The organism is Arthrobacter sp. B1805, from assembly GCF_002929745.1.
Lineage (GTDB): Bacteria > Actinomycetota > Actinomycetes > Actinomycetales > Micrococcaceae > Arthrobacter_D.
In genome coordinates this window covers 155,931-178,230 of record NZ_PJIQ01000005.1, presented here as the reverse complement: position 1 = coordinate 178,230, position 22,300 = coordinate 155,931, and the positions used below count along the sequence as shown (strand labels likewise).

Here is a 22,300-nt window from a genome sequence, read left to right as displayed (position 1 = left end):
GAGGCCCCCGGGCGGCCGAGCTCACGCCTCCCGCCGCCGGGCAGGCCCGCCGCCCCATGGCGGCGGGCTCTTCCGCGTTCGTGCCGGGCTGGAACGGACATCGGCGCGCACCTCCACCCGGCTTGCCGCACGGGATAATGGGGAAGTGAATTCTTCGAGGGCACTTCTGGTGTGGGGAGCGGGCGTCACTGCCTACCTCGTCGCCGTGACGCAACGCACGACGTTCGGCGTCGCAGGGCTGGAGGCGACCGATCGGTTCGATGCCTCGGCCTCCCAGCTGTCGGTCTTCACAGTGGTGCAGCTCCTGGTGTACGCGGGCCTGCAGGTTCCCGTCGGTGTCCTGGTGGACAGATGGGGCCCCCGCGCTCTCATCGTGACCGGCGGCGTGTTGATGGCACTCGGTCAGACACAACTGGCGTTCGCCGATTCCGTCAGTGCAGGCATCGCCGGCCGCCTGCTGGTCGGCGCGGGGGACGCGATGACCTTCATCAGCGTCCTCCGGTTGCTCCCGGCCTGGTTCGAGCCCCGACGTATTCCGGTGCTGACGCAATGGACCGGCATCGTCGGCCAGCTCGGCCAGGTGGTCTCGGTGATCCCGTTCGTCGCTCTGCTCTCGACGCTCGGCTGGCAGCCCGCCTTCCTCGCGGCGGCAGCGTTGTCGGTCGTCGCCGTCGTCCTCTCCGTCACGGTCATCCGGAACTCTCCGCATGAGGACAACGAGCCGACCAGCCAGACGCTCCGCCAGACCGGTACGTCGTTGGCGGAGGCGTGGAAGCAGCCGGGCACGCGACTCGGACTGTGGTCGCACTTCACCATCCAGTTCCCGGGCACGGTCTTCGTACTCATGTGGGGTTATCCGTACCTCATCCGCGCGGAGAAGGTCGGAGAGGGACCCGCGTCAGCCCTGATGACCCTGTTCGTCGCCGTGGGCATCGCGTGCGGGCCGCTCCTCGGTCGCTACGTCGGGCGCCACCCGCTGCGGCGGTCGACCATGGTGCTCGCCATCGCAGCGCTGATGGCGGGGGCCTGGCTCGCGGTGTTGCTGTACCCGGGTCCGGCGCCCCTGCCGCTGCTGACGCTGCTCGTGGTCGCCTTGGCCATCGGAGGACCGGGCTCGATGATCGCCTTCGACTTCGCCCGCACGTTCAACCCGGCTGCCCGGATCGGCACGGCGACCGGCATCGTCAACATCGGCGGCTTCGTCGCGTCCCTTCTCTCCATGTTCGTCATCGGAGTCGTCCTCGACGTCCTCCTCGGCAGCGGATTCTCCCGCGGGGATCTCTATGCGCTGCCGTCGTTCCGCCTCGCGATGGGGGCGCAGCTCGTCCTCCTCGCGGTCGGCGCGTGTGCCGTGGTCATCGCACGGAGGAAAGTACGACGGCGAATGGCCGACCAGGGGGTCATTGTTCCGCCACTGCGCGATGCACTCGCCCGCGAACGGCGTCTCCGCCGGGAGAGGAGAGCCGCCCGGAGGAACGCGACCGGTTGAGCAGGGGCCGCGCCGTGACGCGGCCTTGTCCACATAGGTTCCGGTGGCCCACCGACGGCGAGGCAGGAGTAGCAGGCTGGCGGCATGTCATCCTCTTCGAGCCCCGAGCAGGGCAGTCCAGCCTCCCCGACCTTCGCCGTCACGTCGCCGGCGGACATCCTGTCCTACATACCGCATGCCCTCGGCTTCATGCCCGTCGAGAGTCTGGTGGTGCTGACGACCGACGGACGGCGGCTGGGAGCCACGCTCCGGGTGGACCTGCCGTCCGCCGAGGCGGATCCTCTCGCCTTCGCCGAGGGAGTGCTGTCCTTCCTGCAGGGCGACACCGCTGCGGACGGCGTGCTCCTGGCCGTCTATACCTCGGAGGGCTGGCCCCAGCTCGCGCCGCCGCCGCGCAACGCGCTTGTGCTGAACGTCGAGGCCGTCCTCGGAGCCGCAGGCCTGCCCGTCCGCGGCGGGTGGTTCGTCTCCGACCACGCGTGGCGCGACTACTTCTGCACGGACGACGAGTGCTGCCCCTGGCCCGGACACACCCTCGACGAGGTCCGGGACAGTCCCCTGAACGCGGAGCTCATTTTCGGCGGGAGCGCCTTCGACTCGTCCGCGTCCATTGCAGTGCTCCGTGCGGCTCCCTTCATCACCGGGAGGATGGAGTCATCGGAGGTCGATACCCAGGCGATCGAGGACGCACAGGCTGAGTATGCAGCGTCCTGCTCCGGCCGGTGGGACAGCGCGGTCCAGTTCCGGGCCACCTCGTCGTTCTGGGATGCCGTTCTCGAGCGACCGGGGGAGCTGCCTGAAGGCATGGAGCCTGCTGTCGCGGCGTTCCTCCTGGCCAGTCTCGAGTCGAGGACCGTCCGCGACTTCCTCCTCGTGAGTGCGTGCATCGGATCCGACGCGGCGCTCGAAGGAGCTGCCTCCTGCGGCCTGATCGGTTCTGTCCGACCGGTCGAGTCACGCGCGGACGAAGGAGATCCGGTGGAACGACCGGTCCTGCCCGCGGTGCGCCGTGCAGGCGCACTGAGGAGTGCGGTAGACGCCGTGCTGGCTGCCGGGGCGCCTCCGGTCGAACAGCTCGCCGCCACACTGCTGCGGGTAGGCGAGGAGGGGACCGGAAGGGATGCGGCAGTACTCTATGCCGACATCCTGGCCGGCCGCTACACAGGGGAGATCCGCTGGAAGCGGGTGGACCACATGACCGGTATCCTCGCGCGGTTGGTCGCCGTATCCAGCGGTGAGTCCCGTGCTGCGGCCCTGACGATGTCCGGGTGGTTCGAATACGCGCGCGGGCGCGGCTCCCGAGCGGCAGTCCTCCTCGACGCCGCCGAGGCCGCGGTACCCGGCTATCGGTTGGCGCGATTGCTCCAGGAACTGCTGCGTCGCGGAGGGCTGCCGGCATGGGCTCGAAGCCGCTCCACGGCCTGGACCTCGAGCGCTCCCAGGTCGCCGTCCCGGGCGGCGTGATGCCGTGTAGCGTCCGTCGTCGACCGCGAGGCCGATACGGCGGACGACCCCGACGGGATGCTCACATCGGACCACGACAATTTACGAGGGACCCCGGACTCATGAGACAATGAAATTTGAGACCCGGTTGGGTCCGTGCACCACAACACCACCGAGCATTGTATCGGGGGCATCGCAGAACAGCGTGTTCCCGGGGAATAGCGAGGGCAGCGGGACCGTTTCTCAGGGAGCTGGTCCTGCCGGAGTTGCATGGTAAAAAGCACGGACTTGACAGGGTCATAGTGGTGTTGTCCCTCTGATGGCACCGCACACCGCCGTATGAAAGGTTCTCTGTGTCGGTCAAGAAGACAGCAGCACCGGCGTCGACAGACGCCGGTACCACCACTACCAAGCGACGGGTAGCGGCTAAGAAGCCCGCCACGAAGGCTGCTTCCTCCGCTGCGGCCGCGAAGGCTTCGACCTCGGACGCACAGGGCTCGGTAGACACGCTCGACGTCGCGGACCCCGCCATCGATGTCGCCGTCGACGTCGACCCCGAGGACCTCAAGCCAGAAGCCGCCGAGGTCGGCACGACCACCGGCTTCGTCTACTCCGACGCAGACGACGACGACGCCCCCGCGCAGCAGGTGGTCTCGGCGGGCGCCACGGCTGACCCCGTCAAGGACTACCTCAAGCAGATCGGCAAGGTAGCACTGCTCAATGCGGAGCAGGAGGTCGACCTGGCCCTGCGGATCGAGGCCGGCCTCTTCGCAGAGGAGAAGATCGCTGCCGATCCGGACATGGATCCGAAGTTGAAGCGCGAGCTGGAGTTCGTCATCCATGACGGCAAGCGGGCGAAGAACCACCTGCTCGAAGCGAACCTACGTCTCGTCGTGTCCTTGGCCAAGCGCTATACGGGCCGCGGCATGCTCTTCCTGGACCTCATCCAGGAGGGCAACCTGGGCCTCATCCGCGCTGTGGAGAAGTTCGACTACACCAAGGGCTTCAAGTTCTCGACCTATGCCACGTGGTGGATCCGCCAGGCCATCACCCGTGCCATGGCGGATCAGGCCCGCACCATCCGCATTCCCGTGCACATGGTGGAAGTCATCAACAAGCTCGCTCGGGTCCAGCGCCAGATGCTGCAGGACCTCGGTCGCGAACCCACTCCGGAGGAACTCGCGCTCGAGCTCGACATGACGCCCGAGAAAGTCGTCGAGGTGCAGAAGTACGGGCGCGAGCCCATCTCCCTCCACACACCCCTGGGGGAGGATGGCGATTCGGAGTTCGGAGACCTCATCGAGGATTCCGAGGCCGTCGTGCCCGCTGACGCCGTGAGCTTCACGCTCCTGCAGGAGCAGCTCCACTCGGTACTGGACACCCTCTCCGAGCGGGAGGCCGGCGTCGTGGCCATGCGCTTCGGACTCACCGATGGCCAGCCGAAAACCCTCGACGAGATCGGGAAGGTGTACGGAGTCACGCGTGAGCGGATCCGTCAGATCGAATCGAAGACCATGTCCAAGCTGCGGCACCCCTCACGTTCGCAGGTGCTGCGGGACTACCTCGACTGACAGTCAGGACCACCCCGTCAGGACCACGACGCAGGGCCTCTCCTCCGGGAGGGGCCCTGCGTCGTACCAGGAGCCACCCGGGAGCGTGCAGCAGCAGCCGGATGCCGTCCTGCACCAACAACAAGGGCCCCCTCCGGTGGAGGGGGCCCTTGTCGAAGGGTCAGCGCCTGTACACGGGGCGCTTGCTAGAGGTGTGGGTGCGGCGTCTTGAAACGCTCAGTCGCCGACGACGGCCGGCTTCTCGTGGAGCCGCTGTGTCTCGTCCTGCCACTCCGACGTGAGCGGCTTGAGGTTCGCTTCAACCGCGCGCGCGTGGTGGCCGCAGAACAAAAGCTCTCCACCGGAGGACTGAAGGACTGCCCGCACGTAGGCCTGGGCGCCGCATCGGTCACAGCGGTCCAGGGCAGTTAGTTCGCGAGTTGCTACTGCAGTGGTCATGATTGCCTCCTCATGTGGATCGTGTACTCATATAACCACTATTCGTCGTCACCGCTTCGCAGGCTTGGCCTCCTTTCGCTCCAGGCGTACCAGGGGTATGGGTCACACCACGAGCCGGCAGAAGCCAGCAGTGGATCCTTCCGCGGGACGCGCCTTCCCGCCGGTGTCGGCGGCTCGTAATAAACTGAGGCGATTCTTCCCCGCCATCACCCTCCTGACGCCTGTCCTGGATCGTGCCCGTTCCGCCAAGGAGACCTTCCCGCCGTGACACCCCCCACTTCGGACTACACAGCTCGCCACCTCTCGGTCCTCGAGGGCCTGGAGGCAGTCCGCAAGCGCCCTGGAATGTACATCGGGTCGACGGATTCGCGCGGGCTGATGCACTGCCTCTGGGAAATCATCGACAACTCCGTCGACGAAGCCCTTGCCGGCCACGGGCAGAGCATCACCGTGATTCTCCATGCCGATGGATCTGTCGAGATCCACGACGACGGCCGGGGCATACCGGTGGACATCGAACCCAAGACCGGCCTCACCGGTGTCGAGGTGGTGTTCACCAAATTGCACGCGGGCGGCAAGTTCGGCGGCGGGTCCTATACGGCGTCGGGCGGACTCCACGGGGTCGGAGCGAGCGTCGTCAATGCGTTGTCTTCGCGGCTGGACGTCTTCGTCGACCGAGGAAGCAAGACCTACGCGATGTCGTTCCGCCGTGGTGAGCCGGGCATCTTCAGGGACGGCAGGACGCCGTCGCCCACGTCCTCCTTCGAACCGTTCCTCGACGGTTCCCGCCTCGAGGTGGTCGGATCGACCAAGCGCGGCGTGACGGGAACACGCATCAGGTACTGGGCGGACCGGCAGATCTTCACGCCGGATGCCACCTTCTCCTACGAGGAACTGCAGACCCGCGCGCGCCAGACCTCGTTCCTCGTGCCGGGCCTGCGGATCCTGCTACGGGACGAGCGGAAGCTGCCCGGCACTCCGGGCGAATCGGGCCCGGTGGAGGAGGTCTTCCAGCACGACGGGGGCATCTCCGAGTACGCCGAGTTCCTGGCCCTCGACGCGGCCGTCACCGACGTGTGGCGTTTCCAGGGGTCAGGCCGCTTCAAGGAATCGGTCCCGGTTCTGGACGAGCGTGGCCACAGCCAGATGGCCGAGGTGGAGCGCGACTGCGACGTCGACATCGCCCTCCGCTGGGGCATCGGGTACGAGACCACTGTCCGCAGCTATGTCAACATCATCGCGACGCCGAAGGGTGGAACGCACCAGAGCGGATTCGAGCAGGCGCTGCTGAAGACCTTCCGCAAGGTCATCGAGGCGAACGCGCGCAAGCTCAAGGCCGGCAACGACAAGATCGAGAAGGACGACGTCTTCGCCGGGTTGACCGCGGTCCTCACCGTCCGTCTCGCAGAACCGCAGTTCGAAGGCCAGACCAAGGAGATCCTGGGAACCTCCGCGGTGAAGGCGATCGTCGCGAAGGTGGTCGAGAAGGAGCTGCAGGCACGTTTGTCCTCACCGGCGCGGAACGACAAGGCGCAGTCGGCGCTTCTGCTCGAGAAAGTCGTCGCCGAGATGAAGTCCCGCATCTCGGCGAGGGTCCACAAGGAGACCCAGCGGCGCAAGAACGCCTTGGAGACCTCGACCATGCCGGCAAAGCTGGCTGACTGCCGGATCGACGACCAGGAGCGATCCGAACTCTTCATCGTCGAGGGCGACAGTGCCTTGGGAACGGCGAAGCTCGCGCGGTCCTCGGACTACCAGGCGCTCCTGCCGATCAGGGGAAAGATCCTCAACGTGCAGAAGGCTTCGGTGGGGGACATGCTGTCCAACGCAGAATGTGCAGCCCTCATCCAGGTCGTCGGCGCCGGGTCGGGGCGGAGCTTCCAGCTCGACGCGCGCCGCTACGGCAAGATCATCCTGATGACGGACGCAGACGTCGACGGCGCGCACATCCGGACCCTGCTCCTGACGCTCTTCTTCCGCTACATGCGCCCCCTGGTCGAGGCGGGACGCGTCTATGCCGCTGTTCCGCCCCTGCACCGCGTGGAGGTGATCAATAGTGGCTCGAAGGCCAACGAGATGATCTACACCTACTCCGAGGCCGAACTGACCCGCCTTCTGGCCACCATGGAAAAGCAGGGCAAGCGCTACAAGTCGCCGATCCAGCGTTACAAGGGCCTGGGCGAGATGGACGCCGGCCAGTTGGCGGAGACGACGATGGATCCCCGCCACCGGACCCTGCGGCGCGTTCGGATCCAGGAGGCCGAATCGGCCGAGCGCGTCTTCAACCTGCTGATGGGCAGCGACGTAGCGCCGCGCAAGGACTTCATCGTCGCCGGAGCAGCGTCGCTCGACCGGGACCGCATCGACGCCTGACGGGGGAACTGCTGCGTTCGGAGTTCCACGTCGGGTGCCGCGGTACCGGTGCGCCGAATCGGACCGCGCCGGCGAGCAGGAACGGCTGCCCGTTGATGATCGGTCGACGCGTCAGCCGAGCAGTTCGGGAGCGACCAGCAGGACCGGCGGCACGACCAGAAGTATCCCGGCGGACGACAGGGCGAGCCCCTGCTGCAGGCGGCTGAGCGGCGGCAGGGGAGTGAGGAGCCGGCGGACACGGTGGGCGATCGACTGTACGTCGGCCGCGCCACCACTCACATCGGCGATCGCGGGTTCGGGCGCTCTCCTGCCCGCGTCGGCGAGGGGGTCGTCGAGCGCGTCGCGGGAGGACGGAAGCGCACCGGATCCGACGATGGCGATGGCCCGCACGAGGGTCGTCTCGTCCACGTGCCGTAGGGCCTCGTCGTCGGCGAGCATCTCGATCAGTTCGCTCACGGCATGCTGCGCCAGCTGCGAGGTGGGCAGCCACGGGAGCGCCGACCGCCACGCAGCGAAGGCCCAGAGCAACAGGTGGTGTCGCTGGTGCAGGTGGGCGTTCTCATGCGTCAGGACGGCCTCGAGTTCCGCCTGCGTCAGGAGGTCCATGAGCCCGTCCGACATGACGGTCACGGACCGGGCGCCCCCGGGCAGGCAGTACGCAACAGGTGCGGGATGGTTGATCACGAGCGTCGCCGGCTGGTTCGCCGCCGGGGAGCTGAGCAGGCTGAGCATGTCCCGGTGCCGCCGTCTCTGCCGCCTGATGCGGACGAAGGTCAGCGCCAGGGTGAAGACGAGGTGTCCGAACAGCAGGGTTGCTGCGCTGATGGCGAAGACGTGGACGACACCCAGCGTCTGGGCGGAGCCGTCGTCGAGCAGGATCCTGATGAAGCCCGCCGAGGCCGAGATGAGGTTGTCACCGAGTGGTTCCAGACCCCAGACGAGCATCGCCCCGATCATGGAGAGCCCGCCCGCGAGAGCTATGGACTGCCACAGCACCATGGCGGTGAAGGGAGCTCGTGCGGGCCACGATGCGCGGGAGAGCGCGATAGGGGCGGGCCAGGCGAGGATGATCGCGAGCGCCGCGAGCAGGTACGAGGCCCAGAACACGGTGGGGTCAGCTGCTGCCGAGCAGCTTGCGGAGTGTCTCGGCCTCCGCCTCCGAGACGCTGCCGATGAAACGGGCGAGGACGGCTTCACGGTCCGGCGCCGTCACGAGGACTTCGTGCATGAGCTCCGCAGTGTGGTCCTCGCGGCTCGTCACGGACTTGTACCGGTGGGGGCGACTGTCGCGCTCCCGCTCCACAAGGCCCTTCTTCTCCAGTCGTGACAACACGGTGAGCACCGTTGTCACGGCGAGTTCGCGCCCCGCTTCTCCCGATGGGGCTTCTGCGATCGCGTCCCGCAGTTCGTTGGCGGTCATCGCTTCAGGCGTTGCCCACAGCAGTTCCATCACTGTGCGTTCGAGGTCTCCGAGCGTTGCCATGTTCTTCCTTCAATCGAGACTGGATCCGGGCCTGCGAAGGATCCGAACCCGCTCCCCACAGGGAGCGATAATGCGTGATGCATCTAACGTACAGCGTCGTCGCCAACATTTCTACTCTGCGTAGAAATGAGGCGGAATTTGTTCTACGATATGTAGTAGAACTTCTTCTACAAGCTGTAGAAGTATTGTCGACGCCGACGCCAGGCGCTGCTGAGAGGGCCCGATGGAAGCCTTGGAAATTGCCAGGTGGCAATTCGGAATCACCACTGTCTACCACTTCCTGATGGTTCCCCTGACCATCGGGCTGGGGCTCCTGGTCGCCGTGATGCAGACCATGTGGCACCGCACCGGCAAGGACCACTACCTCCGCATGACCAAGTTCTGGGGCAAGCTCTTCCTCATCAACTTCATCATGGGCGTGGCTACCGGGCTCGTGCAGGAGTTCCAGTTCGGGATGGCATGGAGCGAGTACAGCCGCTTCGTCGGCGATGTCTTCGGAGCTCCCCTGGCGATGGAGGCACTCCTCGCCTTCTTCGTCGAATCCACCTTCCTCGGCCTCTGGATTTTCGGGTGGGGGCGGCTACCACGCGTCATCCACCTGCTGTCCCTGTGGGCAGCCGTCCTGGCCTCCGTGTTCTCCGCCTATTTCATCCTGGTGGCCAACTCCTGGATGCAGCATCCCGTGGGCGTCGAGATGGTCGACGGACGGCCCGTGATGGTGGACGCCTGGGCGGTGTTCACCAACAACACCGCACTGGTGGCGTTTCCGCACACTGTCTTCGGCGCCCTGGCCGTCGCGGGAGCGTTCCTCCTCGGCATCAGTTGGTACCACCTGTGGAAGCGGCGCCACGACGGACTCGACACCGTCGGTCCGGACGGAGCCGTCGTCGTGGGGAACGGAAGTGGGTCCCGCGACACGACGGACCATAAGGTCTGGCTCCGGTCCGCTCGCGCCGGCGCCGTCGTCGCCATGATCGCCTTCGCAGGAACCGGCATCACGGGCGATCTCCAGGGCAAGCTCATGTTCGACCAGCAGCCCATGAAGATGGCTGCCGCCGAGGCTGCCTGCCACGACGGGACGGGTTTCTCGATCCTCTCCGTCGGCAACCTGGGCGCGCAGAGCTGCGACGACATCACAGCGGTCATCGAGGTACCCGGGGTGCTGTCCTTCCTCGCCAACGGAGACTTCACCACCGAGGTGAAGGGTGTGAACACCCTCCTCCCGGAGTACCAGGAAAAGTACGGCACGACGCTTCCGGACGACCCCATGTACGGCGAGCGCGCCGGGACCGAGATCGACTACCTGCCGGTGATGGAAGTGACCTACTGGGGGTTCCGCATCATGATCGGCTTCGGCGCGATCGCCGCGGGCGCGGCAGCAGTCGCCCTGTGGGTCCTGCGCAGGGGAACGGTCCCGGAGTCACGCTGGCTCATGCGGCTCGCGGTGTTCGGCATCCTCGCCCCGTTCGGCGCCAACTCGGCAGGCTGGATCTTCACCGAGATGGGACGGCAGCCGTTCGTCGTGGCACCCAACCCGGATCCCTCCGGCATCGACAGCGTCTTCATGTTCACCGCGGCAGCCGTCTCGCCCGGAGTGTCCCTCGCCGAGCTGGTCGCCTCCCTCATCGTGCTGACATCCGTGTACGCCGTCCTCCTCGTCGTCGAGGTAAAGCTCCTCTTCACCTACGTCCGCGGCGGTACGGCCTCCGCCATGCCGGAGCTGGCACATCAGGACGAGGCGTCCCGCCCGCAGCCCGACAGGAAGGACGACGGCGATGTCCTCGCCTTTGCGTACTGACCCCGCTGCCGGCGGATCCGCCGGCACGGTCGACGGCGCCCCTGGAAATACTCCCGCACCGATAACCGCCCCGAAAGCCTGGAAGGTTCCACGATGACCGAGGCACTGCCCACCCTCTGGTTCGTACTGATCGCCGTTCTGTGGGCCGGATACCTCTTCCTCGAGGGGTTCGATCTCGGGGTGGGGATGCTCATGAAGCTCATGGCTCGCAACGACACGCAGCGGCGCGTGCTCCTGAATACCGTCGGCCCCGTCTGGGACGGCAACGAGGTGTGGCTCGTGACAGCGGTCGGTGCGACGTTCGCAGCGTTCCCCCACTGGTACGCCTCACTCCTCTCCGCGCTCTACCTTCCGTTCCTCGTCGTGCTGCTCGGCCTGATCTTCCGCGCCGTGGCCTTCGAGTGGCGCGGCAAGCGGGACAGTGACGCGTGGCGCAATCGTTGGGACTGGGCTATCGCGATCGGATCCTTCACGGCCGCAGCAGGCATCGGCGCCGCCCTCGCGCTGACGACGACGGGACTTCCGCTCGACGCCGACGGCAATCGCGTAGGTGGCGCTTTCGCCTGGGCCACCGCTCCGGCGTTCCTCGGGGCGGCCGCCGTCGTGCTGTTCTGCCTCGTGCACGCCGCTGCATTCCTTGCACTGAAGACCGAAGGGGGTGTGCGCGGTCAGGCGGACCGCCTGTTCCGACGCTTGCTTCCGCTGGCGATGGTCCCGTTCGTCGGCTGGGCGCTTCTGGTCCAGGCCGACACGGGATCGGTGGTCACCTGGCTCGTCGTCGTCCTCGCCGTGGTGGCGTTCGTCGCCGCTCACCGATCCTCCACCGCGGGACGGGACGGGCGTGCCTTCGCGGCGCTCGGCGTCGGAATGCTTGCGCTGGTCGGATCGATCTTCGGCGCGGTCTTCCCGGTCGTCCTTCCCTCGACGCTCGACGACGCCTTCGACCTGACGACGCAGAACGCAGCCTCCTCGCCGTACACGCTCGGCCTCATGAGCGTCGTCGCCTGCTTCGGATTGCCGCTTGTCCTGGCGTATCAGGCGTGGACATACTGGGTCTTCCGGCGGCGCGTCTCGGAAGCGAGTATTCCGGCAGCACATGCCATCACCGCGCTGTGAGCGAAGCGATCAGGACGGCCATGTCCCAGCACCAGGACCCAGCGATCACCCCGGCAGGCAGTACCAGGCCGCGGGCCCGCCCGGTCTCCCCGATGGCAGTGCTGACATCGGGCGGACCGGCGGGAGCAGCGGGATCGGCGGCAGCGGTCTACCTTCTGGGCGGCCTCGCCGCAGCCCGAGCTGCCGGGCTGGTGCTGATGGCGCAGGCCCTCGCGCTCGGCATCGCGTCGGCCGCGTCGGGGCCGCTGGACGTCCGGGCCGTCCTGGTGCAGGGAATTCTCGGCGCCGCACTGCGCACCGTTGCCGCCTGGGGGCAGGATGCGACCGCAGCGCGCCTCGCTCTCGGCGTGAAGGAGCGGATGCGGGAGGCCGCCCTGCTGCGTGTCCTCGACGACGGCGGCACCACCCGTGCGGCGGTCCCGGGCAGTGGCCAGGGATCACTCGCCGTGCTGCTGACCCGCGGGCTGGACGGAATCGACAAGTACTACACGCAGTACCTCCCCGCCCTGATCACCTGCGCCGTGGTTCCGCTGCTGATCGGTGCGCGGATCCTCGCAGCCGACTGGATCAGCGCCCTCATCATCGTCCTGACCGTGCCACTCGTGCCGGTCTTCATGGTGCTGATCGGGCTCCACACGCAGGAACGCACGCAGCAGGCGGCGGCCGCGCTGGCACGCCTCTCCGACCACCTGCTCGAACTGGCGAGGGGACTGCCCGTCCTCGTCGGGCTGGGCCGTGCGGCGGAACAGACCCGTGCCCTGCGCGACATCGCCGGCGCCTACACCTCGCGCACCATGACGACGCTGCGCACTGTCTTCCTGTCCTCGCTCGCGCTCGAACTCATCAGCACCATCTCGGTCGCCGTCGTCGCGGTGTTCGCCGGGGTTCGCCTCATCCACGGGGACCTCGACCTGGAGACAGCACTGATCGCGCTGATCCTCGCGCCGGAATGTTACGGCCCCCTGCGCGACGTCGGTGCGGCGCACCACGCCAGCGAGGACGGCGAGGAGGCGGGTGCCAGTGTCCGCGCAGTCATCGACGCTCCCGCAGTACCGGACACCACCCCCGCCGGCGGTTCGTCCCATGACGGCTCGGGCGAGGGTCTCGTCCCGGGCAGCATCAGGGTCCAGGGACTCACCGCACGGTACGACGGCGTCCTCGAACCGGTGGTCGACGACATCTCGTTCGTCCTGAAGCCAGGAACCGTGACGGCTCTTCGCGGTGCGAGCGGTTCCGGCAAATCCACCCTCATGCGAGCCATGGCAGGGGGAGCGGCCGTCCCCGCCGGGCTCCGTCTGGAGGGGCGCATCGAAGGGCGCGATGACGGCAGCGTCGCCTGGGTGCCGCAGCACCCGGAGCTCCTGCTCGGCACGGTGCGTGCCGAGCTCGCCCTGTACGCGGGTCTGGCCGAGGATGCCCCCGCCATCGAGGACCAGCTTGCGTCCACGGGCGCAGCGGGACTCGCGGAGCGCAGGGGTGCGGAGCTGAGCCCGGGCGAGCTGCGGCGGGTCGCCGTCGCCCGCGCGCTACTGAGGGCCCAGGACACCTCGGTCCGGTTGCTGTTGCTCGACGAGCCGACCGCACACGTCGACGCGGATGCTTCGCGCGCCATCCGTAAGGCGATCGAGGCACGTCGACCCGGTCTGACAGTCCTCCTGATCGCTCACGACGACGACACTGCCGGCATCGCGTCCCGCGAGGTGTGGCTCGGATCGGCTCCCGCCCGGCGGGCTTTGGGCCCCGTAGCGAGCGGGACCGGTTCACCTGCTTCCCCTCCGCGTACGCCTGCGACGGCCACCCTTGCAACCGCGAGCCTCACGACGGCCGACGTCGCGACGGCCGACGCAACCGCGGGCGGTGCCGATCCGGGTGCGGCCCGTCCGGCCGACGCGTCAGGCGCCGATCCGGGTGCCGATCGGGTCCGTGTCGATCCGGGACTCGATCCGGGCGCCGCCCGTTCGACCGGCGCGTCGGGCGCAGCCGGGCCGGATGCTCCAGACGCGATGACAGTCGCTGTTCCTTCGCGGACGGTGGTCGATTCAGCGCGTGGCGTCCTGGCCCTCGTGCGTCCCTGGGACAGGCGATTCCTTGCCGCAGCAGGCCTGGAGTTCGGAGCGTCGGTCTTCGCCGTTGCACTGACGGCACTGAGCGGCTGGCTGATCGTGCGCGCCGCCGAGCAACCGCCGATCCTCTACCTCCTCACCGCCATCGTCGGCGTCCGGTTCTTCGGGATCGGGCGTTCCCTCCTGCGCTACGAGGAACGCCTCTGGCTGCACCGGGCGGTGTTCTGCCGCGCCGACGACACCCGGTTGCGGTTGTGGACCGGCCTCCTCCGAGCGGGACAGTCGTGGCGCACCATCGCGCACGGATCGGGCGGCATCGAACGGCTGGTCGGAGACATCGACGAGTTGCGGGACCTGTCCTCCCGGGCCCTGCTGCCCTTCGTCACGTCGGTGCTGACGGCGCTTGCCGCGATCGTCACCACGGCCGTACTGCACCCGGCATCCCTCGGCTGGCAGGCACTTCCGGTCGCGGTCGCACTCGTCGTCGCGCCGACAATCGCGGTGGTGCGCGAGCGGTCCGCCGGTGCCGCCGCGGTACGGGTCCGGGCGGATGCGCTCGAGCGCGTGACCGCTCTGCTGCGCGCAGCACCGGATCTGCGCGTGAACAACGCACACCGCGCTGCGCTCCGGTCGACCACGCAACTCGACGGGGAGGCGTCGACCGCCGCCCGGCGATCCGCCGCCGCAGCCGGCGCCTCCACCGCTGTCATCGTGGCGGCCTGCTGCACCACAGCCCTCGGCATCCTGGTGACTGCAACGGGTCTGCCCGCCGATCTGACAGCGGTACTCGTGCTCATGCAGCTCGCGCTGATCGAACCCTTCGTCGCCGGCACGTCAGCGGTGCAGCACTGGGGTCCGCTGTCAGCCGTCACCCGCCGGATCCTGCCGCGCCTCGGCTCATCGGATGAGTGGCAGGAGGAGCCCGACGGCGCCGTGGGGCGACAGGTCCCGGTACGGACGATCGCCCTCGAGGGCGCGCATGTGGGCTACGAGGCAGGGCACCCGGTAGTGACCGGCGTCGATCTCGAACTGGTGCCCGGTCGCTGGACTGGTCTCACCGGTCCTTCGGGAAGTGGGAAGTCGACGCTGATCGGGGCGCTGCTGGGGTTCCTGCCCCTCGAGGAGGGCCGGCTGCTCCTGGATGGAGCGCCGAGCGACGGAAACCGTCCGCGCATCGCCTGGTGTCCCCAGGAGAGCCATCTTTTCTCGTCCAGCGTGCGGTCGAACCTGCAGCTGGCTCGCCTGCCCGATGATCCCGCCACCGAGGAAGAGTTGGCGGCCACGATCCGAGCGGTCGGGCTGACGGATATGGTGGCCGGTCTGGAGCAGGGTCTCGACGCTCCTGTCGGCCCGGGCGGATCGCGGTTGTCCGGCGGCCAGCGCCAGCGGCTGGCTGTGGCGCGCGCTCTGCTCACCCGGACCAGGGTCCTCCTGCTCGACGAGCCCACCGCCCACCTCGATACTGACGGCGCCCGCTCGCTGCTGGCGGACCTGCGGCAGGGGCTCCCCGATACTGCAGTGCTGCTGGTCACCCATGATCCGGACGAAGCAGCCACCTGCGACGACGTCGTGGTGCTCGGCGCGACAACTGCGTCACCAGCCCGGGTTGCAGTGTGAGGCACGGGTGGAAGGCACGCGACCCCGCAGGTTGCACCCCGCCACCCTGGTCCGGTGGGCCCCGATTCCCGCGTTCGGGCAGGAGGTCCGCGCAGAGCGGCCCGCCCTGCCATACGCTGGAATCATGACCACGCCCGATCTGCCAGGACAGGAAGTCCACGCCACGGGAACCCCCGGGCCCGCCGCACCGATCCTGCCGGGGGTGCTCCGATGGCGGCCGCTGGCCCACTCCGACATCGACCGCTGGCTGGAACTGGTCAGGCGCATCGCTGCGGAGGACGAGCCGGACTGGGTCGAGCAGCGCGCTGATCTCGAGCAGGCACTGCATGCATCGAAGAACGACCCTCGCAGGGACAGCGTCGGCGGGTTCGACGACGACGGCGTGCTGCGCGCCTTCGGACGCCTGTCCATGAATCCCGGATCGTCGCTCGTGCACGGGGCCGGGGGCGTGGACCCGGTGTGGCGCGGGCGCGGCATCGGCCGGAAGGTCCTCGAGTGGCAGGCGTGGCGGGCCGGAATGCGCCTGCGGGAGACCGGGCAGGCCGAAGGCGTCTTCAGGAACTACGTCGAGGAACGCAATCCATCGCATCTCGCACTGCTGACGGCGAGCGGAAGCAGTATCGTCCGGTACTTCACGGAGATGACGCGGCCGCTCGACCAGCCGATACCCGAGCTGCCCTTCCCACCGGAGCTGGAGCTGGTGAGCTTCGCCGACGGTGCGGACCGCAATATCGTGGAACTGGTCCGCCTGGCCCACAACGACGCGTTCCAGGACCACTGGGGAAGCGAGCCCCGTGACCAGGAGTCATGGCAGTTCACGGTCAGCCACCCGGAGTTCCGCGCCGACTGGAGTATCGCGCTCCTCGACCCGGCGGCGGGCGACGTCGTCGCATACCAGCTCGCCAGCTACGACCCGGACTCGAAGGACCTGCTGGGCCACTCCGAGGGGTACACGGACCTGCTGGGTGTCAGGAGGACGTGGCGGGGCCGGGGGCTCGCGCCCGCGCTCCTCGCCGAGGCGATGAAGCGCTACCGTGCAGCCGGTATGGAGAACGCGGGCCTCGGCGTCGATACCGAGAACCCCTCGGGAGCGCTGGGGCTCTACGAGCGGATGGGCTACGTGCCCACGCAGCGCTCCATCGTGTTCGACCTGCCGCTGAGAGTAGGCGCTGAGTAGGAAACGTCCGTCGCGCTTCCCGACACACACCTCCCGGCTCGCCGCCCTGCATGGCGGGGCGAGCTGCCCCGCACCCCTGCGGGAACGGGTGACCGAGCCGGCATCAGGGCTCCGAGCGGCGTCGATAGGAAGCGGCGTCGAGAGAGAACGGGGTCGATCTAGAGCAGCGTGCCCTGCCCGTCGTCGGGATCCTGCTCCGTCACGGGGACCTCGGGGGCCGACCCGTCCACGATCCGAACACCCCCGGAGGATCCGCCCGCAGCCGGTGCCGCCGGGCGGGACGCTTCGATGAGCCCGAGCAGGCTCGGCCCGACGGCGTCGATCTGCTGCGTCAGGGGGACCCCCGAGCCGTCGCGCCGCCCGTGCTCCGTGGGAAGGGCCCGTGCAACCCCGTTGGCCGACGCGGCGCGCGCCGGACCGTGGCCCGCCCACGCCAGCGACAGCGACTCCTCCCCGCGCAGGAAGCGATGGGCCCTCACCCCGGCCGTGGCACGCCCCTTGGCTGGGTATTCGGCGAACTCGGTGATCTTCGCCGAACCGGCGGCCGTACCCGGCAGTGCGTTCCCTGCCGCGGCGATCGTCACCACCACGCCCTGGTCGTCCCCGTTCGCGACGGCGCCGAAGTGCAGCACGCTGTCGCCGGGGGCCAGCTTGATGCCTGCCATGCCGCCGGCCGTGCGGCCCTGGGGACGGACCGCCGACGCCGGGAAGCGCAGCAGTTGGGCGAGACGTGTGATGAATACGAGGTCATCGGCATCCGACGCCGCGGCGATGCCGACCACCTTGTCCTTCGGTTTGAGCGAGATGACCTCCCAGTCGTCCCGGTTCAGCGGATAGTCCGGCTGCACCCGCTTCACCACTCCCTGTGCTGTTCCGAGCGCCATGACGCCGTTGAGCGGCGCCAGCCCCACGAGGCTCTCACCCCGTTGCAGGGTGATGAATTCGGACGACGGCACGCCGCCGGCGAGGTTCGGGACACCGGCGGTAGGCGGAAGGGCCGGCATGTCCATGACCTGGAGCCGGATCATGCGACCGGCGGACGTCACGGCTCCGACCTCTCCGCGTGCCGTCGACGGCAACACGGACCGGAAGGCGTCGTGCTTGATGCGCTGGCCGTCACCGAGCGGCTGGCGGTCGGAGGTGCGCGCGAGCTGGCCGGAGGCGGACAACAGGACCCAGCAGGGATCGTCGGCGATCTCCAGCGGCAGGACGGCCTTTGCACCCTTGCCGGCGGGAGCGGGGAGGACGGAGCCCTTGAGCGGCGCCGCGGCCTCGGATTCGAGGAGCACCGTGCGGCGGGGCGTCGCGAACTGCTCCGACAGCTCGGCGAGCTCGTCGGACACGAGCGCGCGGAGCCGTCCCTCGGAGCCGAGGATGGCCTCGAGCTCGGCGATCTCGAGGCGGAGCTGCTCCTGTTCCTTCTCCAGCTCGATCCGCGAGTACTTCGTCAGCTGACGGAGTCGGAGCTCCAGGATGTAGTTGGCCTGGATCTCCGAGAGGTCGTAGATGGCCATGAGCCGCTCGCGCGCCGCCGAGGACTCGTCGGAGGACCGGATGATCTGGATGACCTCGTCGATGTCGACGATCGCGACCAGCAAGCCTTCCACGAGGTGCAGGCGGTCCCGCTTGCGCTGCAGCCGGTAGGACGTGCGACGGCGGACGACGAGGATCCGGTGCGTGATGTAGACCTGGAGCAGCTCGACCAGCCCGAGGGTGCGCGGCTGCCCGTCGACGAGGGCCACGTTGTTGATGCCGAAGGAGTCCTCCATCGGCGTGAAGCGGTACAGTTGCGCGAGGACCGCATTGGGGTTGAACCCGTTCTTGAGCTCGATCACGAGGCGCAGGCCGTGCATGCGGTCCGTGAGGTCGACGATGTCGGAGATGCCCTGCAGCTTCTTGGACGTGACGGCGTCCTTGATGCGCTCGATGACCTTCTCGGGCCCGACCGTGTAGGGGAGCTCCGTGACCACGAGCCCGGTGCGCCGCGCGGACAGCTGTTCGACGGTCACGGTGGCGCGGGTCCTGAAGGAACCGCGGCCGGTGGCGTACGCGTCCCGGATGCCCTCCAGACCGACGATCTTGCCGCCGCTCGGGAGATCGGGACCCGGGACGAAACGCGTCAGGTCTTCGAGCGAGGCATCCGGGTTGGCGATGAGGTGTCGTGCCGCCGCGACGACCTCCCCCAGATTGTGCGGTGGCATGTTGGTCGCCATGCCGACGGCGATGCCGCTGGCCCCGTTGACGAGCAGGTTCGGGAACGCGGCCGGCAGCACTTCCGGCTGGGTGAGCTGGTTGTCGTAGTTCGGGACGAAGTCGACGACGTCCTCGTCGAGGTGGTCCGTCATCGTGAGGGCGGCGGCGGCGAGGCGCGCTTCGGTGTACCTCGCAGCGGCAGGACCGTCGTCGAGCGAGCCGAAGTTGCCGTGCCCGTCGATCAGCGGAAGCCTCAGGGAGAAGTCCTGCGCCATCCGCACCATGGCGTCGTAGATGGCGCTGTCCCCGTGCGGGTGCAACTTGCCCATGACCTCGCCGACGACTCGTGCGGACTTCACATGGCCACGGTCCGGGCGCAGCCCCATGTCCGTCATCATGTACAGGATGCGCCGCTGCACGGGCTTCAGCCCGTCGCGGGCGTCAGGAAGAGCGCGCGAGTAGATGACGGAGTACGCGTACTCCAGGAAGGATTCTTCCATCTCGGCTTCGACGTCGATGTCGATGATCTTCTCGGTGAAATCCTCCGGCGGAGCGGAGTTCTGGCGCCTGGCCATGTGCGTGGCGGTTCCTCAACAACTCAGGTGTGTGATCGGGTGGTCGGCGGGCATCCGGGCCCCGCAGGCGGTTCCGGTTGCGTCCGACCCACGGTCGGGGGGATGCCGACTACCCTGAGTCTATGGTGGCGGACGGACAATACCCGGAATATTGGGAAGCTGATGTCGTCCTGCGCGACGGCGGAACCGCGCACCTGCGGCCCATCTCGCCCGCGGACGCGGACGCGGTGCAGGCCTTCCATGTGCGGCAGTCGCAGAACTCGATCTACCTGCGCTTCTTCACCTACAAGGCGAAGCTCAGCGCAAAGGAGCTCAAGCGGTTCACCGAGGTGGACCACCGCGATCGCGCGGCGTTCGTCATCACGCGCGGCACCGACATCATCGGGATCGGCCGCTACGACCGGCTCGACGATCCGTTGGAGGCCGAGGTGGCATTCAACGTCTCGGATCACCACCAGGGCCGCGGAGTCGGCTCCATCCTGCTCGAACACCTCGCCGTCGCCGCCCGCGAGAACGGGATCCGGCGGTTCTCGGCAGAGGTGCTGCCCGAGAACCGCAAGATGATCACCGTCTTCGCCGAAGCGGGCTACGAGGTGGAGCGGCACTTCGACGACGGCGTCGTCATGCTCCGTTTCGACATCGACCCCACGCGCAGGTCCCAGGCCGTCATGGAGGCCCGCGAGCATCGCGCCGAGGCCAGGAGCATGGCCGAACTCCTGACGCCGTCGTCGGTCGCGGTCATCGGCGCGAGCCGGGAGTGGGGCACGGTGGGGTACGCCCTGCTGGAACATCTCATCGACGGCGGCTTCACGGGGCGGGTCTACGCCGTCAACCCCGAGGCCTTCGAACTGCACGGCATGATCTCCCACGGCTCGCTGGCCGAGGTGCCGGAGCCCGTCGACCTGGCGGTCATCGCCGTGCCCTACGATCAGGTCGACGCCGTCGTCGACGAGTGCGCGCGGGCCGGCGTCAAGGGCCTGCTCGTCGTGACGGCCGGATACGCGGACGATGACGCCGACGGGCTCGCGCGCCAGCGGGCCCTTGTGCACCGGGCAAGGGCTCACGGGATGCGCGTCGTCGGACCCGCGTCGCTCGGGCTCGTCAACACCGATCCCGAGGTGCGCCTCAACGCCTCGATGGCGCCCGACCTGCCCCGACGGGGAGCGCTTTCGCTGTTCAGCCAGTCCGCAGGCCTCGGAGTGCTCCTGTACGCCAGCGCGTACCGCCGCGGGCTCGGAGTCTCGTCCGTGATCTCCGCGGGCAATCGCGCCGACGTGTCCGGCAACGACGCGATGCAGTTCTGGGAGGACGATCCGACCACACGCGCCGTGGGCCTCTACTTCGAGTCGATCGGCAACCCGAGGAAGTTCTCGCGCATAGCCCGCCGTCTCGCCCGGACCAAGCCCGTCATCGTGGCGAAGTCCGATGTCACCGGGCTGCAGCTCCCGCCGGGACACGCCGTCCGTACCAGTCAGGCTCCTCGCGGCGCACTGGACTCGATGCTCCGGCAATCGGGCGTCATGAGGGTCGAGACGACCGAGCAGCTGATGGACATCGCCCAGATCGTCGCGAGCCAGCCGTTGCCGCAGGGACCCGGAGTCGCCGTCTTCAGCAACTCGTCCGCTCTCGGGAAGGTCGTGGCGGACGGGGTCGTCTCACAGGGCATGACCGTCGCGCACCTCGACGCGGGGTTGCAGCTCGACACAGGACAGTCGGTGGCCCTGCCTGCCCTCGAATCGGCTGTCTTCCAGGCACTCCAGGACGTATCGGTCCACGCGGCGGTCGTCACCACCCTGCCTGCCCGCGGGCTCACCGCCGAAGCGCTGGCCGCCTGCCTGCAGCGCTGTGCAGAGACGGCTGGGAAGCCGGTGATCGCCTCCTTCACCGGCATCCTCGACGCGCGACTGCAGCTCGACGGACTCGTTGCCGCCTCGACAGCCCCTGCGACTGGCCCTGCCGCCGGGCCGACACCGGCGGCGACAGCGCCGGTCAGGCTGCCCCTCGACAGCCCGATAGCGCGTGGCCCGGTCGATGTCACAGGGTCGGCCGGACAGGTAGCGGACGAACCGCTGCAGCTGCAGCGCGGACTCCCGTGCTTCCCCAGTCCGGGCTCTGCTCTCGCTGCGCTCGGTGCCGTCGTCAGGTACTCGCTCTGGCGCTCGCGCGACCACGGCGAGTTCCTCGACCCGGAGGGCGTCGATGCGGACGCCGCGTCGAGGATCCTGATGGAAGTACGCTCGCGCGTCACCGACGTCGAACTCACCCGCCTCACCCCGGAGGAATGCGCGGCGCTTCTGGGCGCCTATGGTGTCCGGCTGCTTCCGTCGGCCCGTTTCTCGTCGACGGAGGAAGCGGTGGAGCATGCGGAGCGGCTGGGCTGGCCGGTTGCACTGAAGACGATGGACGAGCACCTGAGGCACCGCCTCGACCTCGGCGGTGTCCGGTTGAACATCGACGACGCGCAGTCCCTGCGGGACAACATCGAGCAGATGAAGAAGGTCCTGGCCGGCTTCGGGAGTTTCGGCATGGAGGTACAGTCGATGGCGCCATCCGGCCAGGCCTGCAGCATCCGTGCCATCGAGGATCCCCTCATGGGCCCCGTGGTGTCCTTCGGCATGGCAGGGGACGCCGTCAACCTGCTCGACGACTGGGCGCACGCGGTCCCCCCGCTGAGCACGGGTGACATCGCGGACCTCGTCAGGGCTCCGAGGGCGTCCCGGAAGCTGCTCGGCTACCAGGGGCTCCCGCCCGCGGACGTCGCGGCGATCGAGGACCTGGTCGCGCGCACGGCGGTCATGAAGGACAACCACCCCGACATCGCCCGGCTGGACTTCAATCCCGTGCTCGTCGCGACGTCGGGCCTCACCGTGCTGAGTGCCGCGATCGACGTGGGCAACCCGCAGCGACGAACCGACAGCGCCCGCCGCGCGATGCGTGACTGACGCCTGCTGGTTAGGCACACCA

The 22,300-nt window shown here is 68.4% G+C and carries 14 protein-coding genes; 10 read left to right on the top strand and 4 right to left on the bottom strand.

The window, feature by feature from the left end:
- Positions 1–145: 145 nt before the first annotated feature.
- The 3 genes from CXQ96_RS07675 to CXQ96_RS07665 all read left to right on the top strand — a co-directional run bounded on the left by CXQ96_RS07675 (position 146) and on the right by CXQ96_RS07665 (position 4,503).
- Complete coding sequence (locus CXQ96_RS07675; protein ID WP_104117446.1) at positions 146–1,489, top strand: nitrate/nitrite transporter; 1,344 nt, start codon at positions 146–148, stop codon at positions 1,487–1,489.
- Between the two features lie 84 nt (positions 1,490–1,573).
- Positions 1,574–2,953: a DUF4192 domain-containing protein gene (locus tag CXQ96_RS07670; RefSeq protein WP_104117445.1), complete on the top strand. Its 1,380-nt coding sequence runs from the start codon at positions 1,574–1,576 to the stop codon at positions 2,951–2,953.
- Positions 2,954–3,285: 332 nt separating this feature from the next.
- The gene (locus CXQ96_RS07665) at positions 3,286–4,503 is read left to right on the top strand and encodes an RNA polymerase sigma factor (protein WP_104117444.1); all 1,218 of its coding nucleotides are present in this window, start codon (positions 3,286–3,288) and stop codon (positions 4,501–4,503) included.
- A 216-nt stretch (positions 4,504–4,719) separates the two neighbouring features.
- Here the strand turns inward: CXQ96_RS07665 and CXQ96_RS07660 are convergent, their stop codons facing one another.
- Entirely contained in the window at positions 4,720–4,941 is a 222-nt protein-coding gene (locus CXQ96_RS07660; RefSeq protein ID WP_104117443.1) for a hypothetical protein, read from the bottom strand.
- Between the two features lie 130 nt (positions 4,942–5,071).
- Here CXQ96_RS07660 and CXQ96_RS18610 point away from each other — a divergent pair, with 130 nt between their 5' ends.
- On the top strand, positions 5,072–5,209 hold the full coding sequence (locus CXQ96_RS18610) for a hypothetical protein (protein ID WP_219816108.1): 138 nt from the start codon (positions 5,072–5,074) through the stop codon (positions 5,207–5,209).
- Positions 5,206–7,314, top strand: a complete 2,109-nt coding sequence (locus tag CXQ96_RS07655) for a type IIA DNA topoisomerase subunit B (RefSeq protein WP_104117442.1) — start codon at positions 5,206–5,208, stop codon at positions 7,312–7,314. Before CXQ96_RS18610 ends, CXQ96_RS07655 begins: the two co-directional genes overlap by 4 nt.
- A gap of 111 nt (positions 7,315–7,425) precedes the next feature.
- On the opposite strand, the gene CXQ96_RS07650 is transcribed toward CXQ96_RS07655, so the two are convergent.
- Together CXQ96_RS07650 and CXQ96_RS07645 are read right to left on the bottom strand one after the other, a co-directional pair.
- The gene (locus CXQ96_RS07650; protein ID WP_104117441.1) at positions 7,426–8,421 is read right to left on the bottom strand and encodes a M56 family metallopeptidase; all 996 of its coding nucleotides are present in this window, start codon (positions 8,419–8,421) and stop codon (positions 7,426–7,428) included.
- A gap of 7 nt (positions 8,422–8,428) precedes the next feature.
- Positions 8,429–8,797 carry a BlaI/MecI/CopY family transcriptional regulator gene (locus CXQ96_RS07645; RefSeq protein ID WP_104117440.1) on the bottom strand — a complete coding sequence of 123 codons (369 nt, stop codon included), beginning with the start codon at positions 8,795–8,797 and terminating at the stop codon, positions 8,429–8,431.
- A gap of 223 nt (positions 8,798–9,020) precedes the next feature.
- On the opposite strand from CXQ96_RS07645, the gene CXQ96_RS07640 reads away from it, so the two are divergent.
- From CXQ96_RS07640 to CXQ96_RS07625, 4 genes are all read left to right on the top strand, one after another.
- Positions 9,021–10,595, top strand: a complete 1,575-nt coding sequence (locus CXQ96_RS07640) for a cytochrome ubiquinol oxidase subunit I (protein ID WP_104117439.1) — start codon at positions 9,021–9,023, stop codon at positions 10,593–10,595.
- Between the two features lie 93 nt (positions 10,596–10,688).
- A complete protein-coding gene (cydB, locus tag CXQ96_RS07635; RefSeq protein WP_104117438.1) occupies positions 10,689–11,711 on the top strand; it encodes a cytochrome d ubiquinol oxidase subunit II in 1,023 nt (340 codons plus the stop codon).
- Positions 11,712–11,731: 20 nt separating this feature from the next.
- The gene (gene cydD / locus CXQ96_RS07630) at positions 11,732–15,391 is read left to right on the top strand and encodes a thiol reductant ABC exporter subunit CydD (RefSeq protein WP_104117437.1); all 3,660 of its coding nucleotides are present in this window, start codon (positions 11,732–11,734) and stop codon (positions 15,389–15,391) included.
- A gap of 124 nt (positions 15,392–15,515) precedes the next feature.
- A complete protein-coding gene (locus CXQ96_RS07625; protein ID WP_258058937.1) occupies positions 15,516–16,568 on the top strand; it encodes an N-acetyltransferase in 1,053 nt (350 codons plus the stop codon).
- A gap of 158 nt (positions 16,569–16,726) precedes the next feature.
- Here the strand turns inward: CXQ96_RS07625 and CXQ96_RS07620 are convergent, their stop codons facing one another.
- Complete coding sequence (locus CXQ96_RS07620; protein ID WP_104117436.1) at positions 16,727–19,336, bottom strand: DNA topoisomerase (ATP-hydrolyzing) subunit A; 2,610 nt, start codon at positions 19,334–19,336, stop codon at positions 16,727–16,729.
- Positions 19,337–19,458: 122 nt separating this feature from the next.
- Here CXQ96_RS07620 and CXQ96_RS07615 point away from each other — a divergent pair, with 122 nt between their 5' ends.
- Complete coding sequence (locus CXQ96_RS07615) at positions 19,459–22,278, top strand: bifunctional GNAT family N-acetyltransferase/acetate--CoA ligase family protein (RefSeq protein WP_104117435.1); 2,820 nt, start codon at positions 19,459–19,461, stop codon at positions 22,276–22,278.
- Positions 22,279–22,300: the final 22 nt, after the last annotated feature.